Annotated in this window: 6 protein-coding genes; all 6 read left to right on the top strand. The window is 71.6% G+C overall.

All coding sequences use genetic code 11. From position 1 onward, the window contains the following. Positions 1-561: 561 nt before the first annotated feature. Positions 562-1668, top strand: coding sequence for an ATP-binding protein (locus L810_RS12790; RefSeq protein WP_021158777.1), 1107 nt, complete (start codon positions 562-564; stop codon positions 1666-1668). Positions 1669-1676: 8 nt separating this feature from the next. Then, complete coding sequence (locus L810_RS47070; protein WP_155836170.1) at positions 1677-1835, top strand: hypothetical protein; 159 nt, start codon at positions 1677-1679, stop codon at positions 1833-1835. A gap of 10 nt (positions 1836-1845) precedes the next feature. Next, positions 1846-4341: a DUF5682 family protein gene (locus L810_RS12795; RefSeq protein WP_021158779.1), complete on the top strand. Its 2496-nt coding sequence runs from the start codon at positions 1846-1848 to the stop codon at positions 4339-4341. Between the two features lie 100 nt (positions 4342-4441). Continuing rightward, positions 4442-5566 carry a vWA domain-containing protein gene (locus L810_RS12800; protein ID WP_021158780.1) on the top strand — a complete coding sequence of 375 codons (1125 nt, stop codon included), beginning with the start codon at positions 4442-4444 and terminating at the stop codon, positions 5564-5566. Beyond that, complete coding sequence (locus tag L810_RS12805) at positions 5563-7800, top strand: hypothetical protein (protein ID WP_021158781.1); 2238 nt, start codon at positions 5563-5565, stop codon at positions 7798-7800. Before L810_RS12800 ends, L810_RS12805 begins: the two co-directional genes overlap by 4 nt. Before the next feature lie 96 nt (positions 7801-7896). Continuing rightward, positions 7897-8705, top strand: an 809-nt coding sequence (locus tag L810_RS12810; protein WP_257008845.1) for a WGR domain-containing protein, incomplete at its 3' end; no start/stop codon positions are given.

Here is an 8705-nt window from a genome sequence, read left to right on the forward strand (position 1 = left end):
CGGATTGGCGACGCGGGATGCCGCCCTCCGTCGCCGATGAATCCTCGCCGGCGCGATGCCGGCGAGGATTCGTGCGGGATGTGGTCGACGAGGGCCAACCGGGCGACCGCGGCGATGATCGAAAGCGTGCGGTTGGCGGCCGCTTTGTCGATGTAGAGACTGTCGCGTCGTCGGTTCCAGTCGCCTCGCCGCGCGACCGGACTCGAGCACCCTGTCCGTCGTGAACTGAATCGGTTCACGCCGGCCGGGTGCTCGTGAATTCAATGACTTCCCCCTTTAAGGATCGGGTAACCCGCGTTGCCCGATTCCGCTTTCCCTTCGGGCAGCGCCCCCGGACGTCATCCGGATTCCGGCCCGGCCGACGCCACCGCGTTGCGCCACGCGAGCCCGATGCGGTTTCTCCCCGGCTCGACGCATCGCAAGCCGGCGCCCGCTCCGGCGATCGGCCCATGAGATGACAAATACCGTCATCGACGGATCGCGATCTTGCGCGCGGCGATATAATTCGCGCTCCGAGGGCCTTCGAGCCCGACCGCGAATACAAGACAAGAAGAAGCAGACATGGCTCCGTCTCAACCGCATGCATTGCAGCGTCCGCCCGCTGAAGTCCTGTATGCCGATCAGCTCGCGCAGCTGAAGGCGCAGGATGGCGCCCAACCACGCCCGCCGGGCTGGCAACTGAGTCTGACGGCCGCCCGCGCATTCATTGCCGGCGATCGCTCGCTCGGCATCGCGCCGAAGGTGGTCGCGCCGATCGCGAGCATCGAGCGCATGCTCGTCACGCTCGCCACCGGGCGCGGGCTGATGCTGGTCGGCGAGCCGGGCACCGCGAAATCGATGCTGTCCGAGCTGCTGGCGGCCGCGATCAGCGGCACATCGACGCTGACGATCCAGGGCGGCGCATCGATCACCGAAGACCAGATCAAGTACGGCTGGAACTACGCGTTGCTGATCAACGAAGGGCCGAGCCCGCGCGCGCTCGTGCCCGCGCCGCTGTACCAGGGCATGCACGACGGCCGGATCGTGCGCTTCGAGGAAATCACGCGTGCGCCGCTGGAAGTGCAGGACTGCCTGCTCGGCATGCTGTCGGATCGCGTGATGGCCGTGCCCGAACTGCACGGCGAACACGGGATGCTGTACGCGCGCGAGGGCTTCAACATCATCGCGACCGCGAACACGCGCGACCGTGGCGTGAACGAGATGAGTGCGGCGCTCAAGCGGCGCTTCGATTTCGAAACCGTGTTTCCGATTCTCGACTTCGACAGCGAACTCGCGCTCGTGCGCGAAGCCAGCGCGCGCCTGCTGGCCGGCAGCGGCATTCCGGCGGCCGTGCCGCAGCCGGTGCTGGAACTGCTGGTCACCACGTTTCGCGATTTGCGCGGCGGGGCCGGCGATGCGGCGGGCAGCGACGGCGCGATGGACCGGCTGACGGCGGTGATGTCGACGGCCGAAGCGGTGAACGTCGCGCATGCGGTCGGCGTGCGCGCATGGTTTCTCGAGCAGCGTGAAGGGTCGCCGCAGGATCTCGTCGACTGCATCGCCGGCACCGTGGTCAAGGACAACGCCGACGATCGCGCGAAGCTGCGCCGCTATTTCGAACAGAAGGCCGCCCGGCGCGAAGGGGCGCACTGGCGCGCGTATTACGCGGCACGCCACCGTCTGCCGTGATGCGCGACATGAGTACGACCGATCGCGGCGGCATGCGCGGGCCGGGGCGTCGTACGCCCGATGCGTGCCGCGAGCACGGCAAAAAGGGCGTAAAGGGCGTAGAGATCGACAAGGGCAGGTCGGGCTGCATCGCGTCCGGCGCCTCCGTATGCATCGACTTCGACTGACAGGCGCCGCATGCAGACCGTGACGCCCGGCCAGCCGCACATCGTCGGCATCCGCCATCACAGCCCCGCGTGCGCGCGGCTGGTGGCCGAGCGCATCCGCGCACGGCGGCCGCGCTACGTGCTGATCGAGGGGCCGGCCGACTTCAACGGCCGGCTCGACGAACTGTATCGTCCGCACCGCCTGCCGATCGCGATCTACAGTTATCTGTCCGGCGATTCCGCGCATTACGGCTCGTGGACGCCGTTCGCCGAGCATTCGCCGGAATGGCAGGCATTGCAGGCGGGGCGCGAAGTCGGCGCGACGGTCCGGTTCATCGACCTGCCCGCGTGGCACGCGGCGTTCTCGCGGCTCGAGAACCGCTATGCCGATGTCGCGGACGCCGAACACGAGGCCCGCGCCGACGCATACGAGCGCGCGCTGGCGGACACGCTCTCGGTGCAAGGCCGCGATGCGCTGTGGGATCACCTGTTCGAGGACGTCGGCGATACGCCGGGCGCGCTGGACGAACTCGAGGCGCGCCTGTCGACCTACTTCTCGCATCTGCGCGCCGACGATCCGGGCTCGCTCGGCAACCAGGCACGCGAACGGATGATGGCGCGCTGGATCGCGTGGGCCGTCGCCGAAGCCGACGGGCAGGCGGACGACGTGCTGGTCGTCTGCGGCGGTTATCACGCGCCGGCGCTGGCGACACTCTGGCGCACGCGGCCGGCCGCGTTGCCCGATACGCCCGAACCCGGCGCGATCGACGGCGATGCCGGTGCCGTGCCCGACGAACGGGAAGACGACGCCGGCGCGTGCGACACGGATTCGACGACCGCCGACGGGGCTGCGCGCAGCGTCCGCTACGGTTCCTATCTCGTGCCTTACACGTTCAAGCGTCTCGACGCGTTCGCGGGCTACGCATCGGGGATGCCTTCGCCGGCTTATTACCAGTGGGTCTGGGCTGACGGCGCGGAAGCGGCGGCGCGTCGCGTGCTCGAGAACGTGAGGCAGCGGCTGCGCGCGCGCAAGCTGCCGGTATCGACGGCCGACCTGATTGCCGTGCACGTGCGGGCCGAAGGGCTGGCACGCCTGCGCGGCCACGCGCGGCCGTTGCGTTGCGACTGGCTCGACGCGCTGGCCGGCGCGCTGGTGAAGGAGGCGCTCGACGCGCCGCTGCCGTGGACCTATCGCGGGCCGCTGCGGGCCGGCACCGATCCGGTGCTGGTCGAGGCGATGGATGCGCTGGCGGGCGACGCCGCCGGCGAGCTCGCGCCCGGTACGCCGCAACCGCCGCTCGTCGCCGCGGTGCGCGACGAGCTGGCCGCGCTCGGCATCGTGCTGCACGGCACGCTGACGCTCGACCTGCTGACCGACCAGGGGCGTGCGCGCAGCCGCGTGCTGCACCGGCTGGCGCTGCTGCGCGTACCGGGCATCGTGCGCCGCCAGGGCGCACAGCTTGCGATGTCGGGCGAGCGCGACGAAGTCTGGCAGCTCGGCGAGCCGCTCGAGCAGCAGGCGGCGTTGATCGAAGCCGGCGCGTGGGGCGCAACGCTGTCCGACGCGGCACGCGCGCGGCTCGAGGATGAATTGCGTGAGGCGGGTGGCCGCATCGCGCCGCTCGCGGATGGCCTGAACCGCGCCGCGTGGGCCGGGCTGGCAGCGCTGAGCACCGCGCTGCTGGACACGCTGCACGATGCGGTCGCGCGCGAGCAGCGCTTCGAGTCGCTCGCCCCGGCGCTCGGCAACCTGCATACGCTGCTGCGTCACGGCCATCTGCTCGGCATGAACGATGCACCGGTGCTGCGGATCGTCGTCGAGGCCGGGTTCGATCGCGCGCTATGGTTGCTGGAGCCGGCCGCCGCGCTGCCGCCGGCCGATCTCGACGCCCACGTACAGGGGCACGCCGCACTGCGCCGGATCGTAGCCGACGTACTGGCCGGTGCCGACGGTGCCGACGGTGCCGGCCACACGCCGCTCGTGATCGAGCCGTCGCGCGCGCTGGCCGTCTGGCGGCGCAAGGCGGCCGATACGGCAGCGGCGCCCGCGAGTCGCGGCGCGGCGCTCGGCGCGCTGCTCGGCCTGGCGGGGCAGGCCGGCGTCGACGACGGTCAACCCGTCGCCGGTATCGACGATGCGATGGCGCTGCTGCGGGCGATGCCGGCCGCCGCGCTCGGCGATGCGCTCGGCGGTTTGCTTGCGCTGGCGCGCGAGACACTGGCAAGCGCACCGGCTTTCGTCGCGGGCATGGATGCGACCATACGCGCGCTCGACGACGCCGATTTCGTGCTCGCGTTGCCGGGCTTGCGCAGCGCGTTCGCGTGGTTGCCGCCGCGGGAGCGCGGGCAGCTCGCGGATCAGGTGCTCGCGCTGCACGACGCGACACACCTGTCACGCCGCGTGCTGACGGAGCGGCACGCGGACGATGCCTCGCCCGAAGAGGCCGCGCACGCCGCGCGCATCGAGGCGCAGGTGCTCGGCCGTTTGCGCCGCTGGGGGCTCACGCCCGATCCGGAGGCGTCATGAAGTGCCGACCGACAGGCCGCCGCGCATCCGGCTTCCGCTTCTCTTACCACGATGTCGCGCCGTCACGGCACGGTGCGGCGCGTTTTCCGCGAGTCCTGCCATGCCGCTGAACATTCCCGGTCCGCTCGAACGCTGGCGCCTGCTGCTCGGCGAACCGGCCGAGGCCGCATGCGGCACGCCGGGTGCGGACGCGCGGGCCGCCGATGCGGCGCTCGACTGGCTGTACGGCCGCGACGACGACCGCGCGCAGCGCGGCGAGCGCGGGGCCGGCCTCGGGCCGTCCGCGCTGACCACGCCGGACTGGATCAACACGATCCACACGCTGTTTCCGAAGGAGGTGATCGACCGGCTCGAACGCGACGCGGTCGAGCGTTTCGGCATCGACGAAGTCGTCACGAACCTCGAGGTGCTGGAGCGGATCGAGCCGTCCGAATCGTTGCTGCGCGCCGTGCTGCACACGAAGCACCTGATGAATCCCGAGGTGCTGGCGGCCGCGCGGCGGCTGGTTGCCGAGGTGGTCCGGCGAATCATGGAGCGGCTGGCGACCGACGTGCGGCAGGCCTTCAGCGGCACGCGCGACCGGCGCCGGCGCTCGCGGATGAAGATCGCGCGCAATTTCGACTACACGCGCACGCTGGCCGCGAACCTGCGCCACTGGCATCCCGAGCGGCGCAAGCTGTATCTCGACACGCCGGTCTTCAACAGTCGCACGCGTCGCCACGCCGAGCCGTGGGACATCGTGCTGCTCGTCGACCAGAGCGGGTCGATGGTCAACTCGGTGATTCACAGCGCGGTGATGGCCGCGTGTCTGTGGCAATTGCCGGGCATGCGTACGCGGCTCGTGGCCTTCGACACGTCGGTGGTCGACCTGACCGCCGACGTGTCCGACCCGGTCGAGCTGCTGATGAAGGTTCAGCTCGGCGGTGGCACGGACATCGCGAAGGCCGTCGCGTATGCGCAATCCTGCGTCGCGAATCCCGCCCGCACGATCATCGTGCTGGTCAGCGATTTCTATGAAGGCGGCAGCGGCTACGAACTCGTGCGCCGCGTGAAGGCGCTGGCCGAGAGCGGCGCGCGCGTGCTCGGGCTGGCCGCGCTCGATTCGGCTGCCGAGCCCGCCTACGACCGCGAGATGGCCGCGCGGCTCGTGAACGCCGGTGCGCAGGTCGGCGCGATGACGCCCGGCCAACTGGCCGCGTGGCTTGCCGAGAAGGTGCAGGGATGAGCGCACCGATCCGCGACGACCTCCTCGAACTGACGCCCGAAGCGCTGACGGCGCTCGCCAACGCCGGGTTCGTCAAGCGCGCACAGAAGGATGTCGCCGCCGGCGCGTTGCCGGCAGTGACCGTCGACGGCGACGGTACGGTGCACGCGTCGTTCGCCGACGGCGTGCGTACCAGCTTGCCGCCGGGCCGGACCTTGCGCGACGCGGCGTGCAACTGCACCGCGAGCGGCATGTGCCGGCATCGCGTGATGCTGGTGTTCGCCTATCAGGCGAGCATGCGGGGGAACGAAGCGGCTGCCCCGGGCGAGGCGCGTGCGGGCGGAGACGACAGGACGGGGCAGGCCGATACGCGCGATGAATCGATCTGCAATCCGGACGATGTCGCACGCGGCGCAACAGGTACCGGTGCGGACGATGCGCCGCCGGGCGACGACACGAATGGCACGTCGTCCGCGGATCGCGCATGGAGCCCCGCCGATTTCGACGATGCCGCGCTGGCGGCGAGTTTTGCGCCGTCGGTGCTCGAACAGGCCGCGCGCATGGCGGCCGCGCGGCCCGCCGTGACCGTGCAGCCGTGGTCCGGCGCACAGTCGTCGCCGGTTGCACGCCTGCCGATGTGCACCGTGCGGTTCTTCTCGCGACGCTCGCTCGCGCATGCGCGTTGTGACTGCCGGCAGGGCAGCGGCTGCGCGCACGTCGTGCTGGCCGTCTGGGCATTCCGGCAAGCCGGGGCGCCGGCCGACGGCGTACCGGAGACGATCGTCGAGGTGCGCCCGCCGGCCGGCGAAGAAGACGAGCGTGGCGACGACCGGTCGCCGTTGCGCGACGACGCGGCGCACGCGCTGATCGCCGACCTCGACAGGCTGGTGCACGCGCTGTGGCTGGACGGTTCGAGCCAGCCGCCGATCGCGCTGGCCGCGCGCGTGGAGTCGCTGCGCGGCCGCCTGCGCGAGCGCGGCTGGCAGTGGGTCGACGACGCGCTCGACGAAGCCTGGCAGCTCGTGCATGCACAGCATGCGCGCAGCAGCCGCTTCGAGCCGCTGCGGCTCGTGCGCGTGCTGGCCGAACTGTGGGCGCGCTTGCGCGCGGCGTTGTCCGCCGCGACGCAGCTTGAGGGTGCCGCGGTGCCGGTCCGCCAGATGCTCGGCATCGGCGTGAAGGGCGAGGTGGAACTCGATCATTTGCGGCTGGTGTCGCTCGGCGTCGAGCTGTGGGCCGACGACGCGGAAGAGGGGGCGAGCGTGCTGTTCGCCGATCCCGATACGCAGACCGTGATGGTGCTGACGCGCAACTGGCCGCGTGCCGCCGACGTCGCGGCCGGCGGCCGTGCGCCGGATCTGGCCGGCCGCCGCGTCGCGGGTTTTCCGTTGCGGCAGATCGCCGCCGGGCAGGTCGTCACGAAGACCGCGAAGCGGCGCGCGAACGGTGCGGTCGACATCTCCGCCGGCGTGCGGCAGACAGGCGTGCTGCCGCTGTCGCCGACCTCCTGGGACGATCTCGTCGCGCCGATCCGCCAGCCGGGCATCGCGGCGCTCGTCGCGCACCTGCGTGACGCGCTGCCCGACTTCGTGCGGCCGAGACAGGCGGCGAACGGCGCGGCGGCCGGCGCGGCCGGGTCGCTGCACGTGGTCGCGTTCGAGCCGATGGTCGTGCGGTCGGTCCATTGGGATGCGGCTGCCCAGGTGCTGCACGCGCAGCTCGAGCAGGGGGAAGCAGGGACGGTCGATGTGGAAGGCGACGATGTGCTGCACCTCGCGCTGCCGCATCGCGCCGTGGCACCCGGCGCGGTCGATGCGCTGGCACGCGTGCTGGCCGGCGAATGGGGCGCGTTGCGCGCGCTGGCAGGTACCGTCCGGCTGCATGCGGGCACGGCCGTGATGCGGCCGCTGGCCGTGTTGACCGCGCAGCGCGCCGTCGTGCTGCAGACCGAAACGACGGCGCCGCAACCGCTGCCGCTGGCCGGCGGGCGCGGGTCGTTGCCCGCGCTGGTCGCGCTCGCGGAGGACACGCTGGCGCTGCTGGCCGAATGGCTGCGCCAGGGCATGCGCCATCAGGGCGGCGGCGCGGTCGAGCGTGCGCTGGCGCAGGCCACGCGACTGGAGCGGGCCGGCCTCGCGCACGCGGGGCGACTGCTGCGCACGCTGGCCGACGGCCTGCGCGGTGCGCAATCGGCGTCGATCCTGACGCAACTGGGTTCGCTGACGTTGCTGCTGCTGGGCATCGTCGAGCAATGACGGCATGACCGTCGAACGGGCGAGCAGTCGGCGCCCGACACCGCGAGCCGTCGGGCAGGCTGCACGGCTCGCGGGATGAATGAACGAGAGGGCGTCATGGCTGCGTTGCGGCCATGGCATGCGGGCGCGGCATCGTGCCGCGTCGTCGATCCGAGTGAGAGGGAACGGATGCGTCGTTTTGAACTGATCGAAGGCAACTCCAGCAAGTTCTGGGAAGTGGAGCAGGAAGGCTCCGGGCTCAATATCCGCTGGGGCCGCATCGGCACCGCGGGCCAGAGCCAGACGAAGTCGTTCGCGGACGACGCGAAGGCGCGCGCCGCGCTCGACAAGCTCGTCAAGGAGAAGACCGGCAAGGGTTATGCCGAAGTCGCGGTGGCGGCCGGCGCCAGCATCGGCGCGACTGCCGCCAAGCCGCCGGCCGTCGCGTCGCCGGCAACCCCGGCCGCGGTGCCGCAGGCGCCGACAGACGCGGAACCGGGCGGGAACGCGCAACCCGCAGCGGCGAAGGCCGCGAAGGGTGTGCCGCCGACACCGTCGGCCCAGCCGGCGGCATCGACGCCGCGTTCAACGGTTTCCAGCACCACCGCCGCCACCGCCGCCGCGCCCTTGCCGCCCGTCGCCGCCGAAGGTTTCGACGCCCAGTGCGAGCGTGTCTTCGAGACCGTGCGCGCGCAGATCGCGAACGGCGACCTGAAGCCCGGCGAGACGTTGACGGTCGCCGTGATCAAGCGCCGCTACGACGTCGGCGACCAGGGCGCCGCGATGGCGCTCGACCTGCTCAAGTCGCGCCGTCTGCTGCATGGCTGGGGCGCGTCGGCCAGCGTGCACGAGCACGGGCAGGCAACTGCCGTGGCGCTCGGCGAGTGGTTGGCGTCCGAGGCGGCCGCCGCGCCGGCGCCTGCCGC

Origin of the sequence: Burkholderia sp. AU4i, assembly GCF_000466765.1 — a bacterium.
Taxonomy (GTDB): Bacteria; Pseudomonadota; Gammaproteobacteria; order Burkholderiales; family Burkholderiaceae; genus Burkholderia; species Burkholderia cepacia.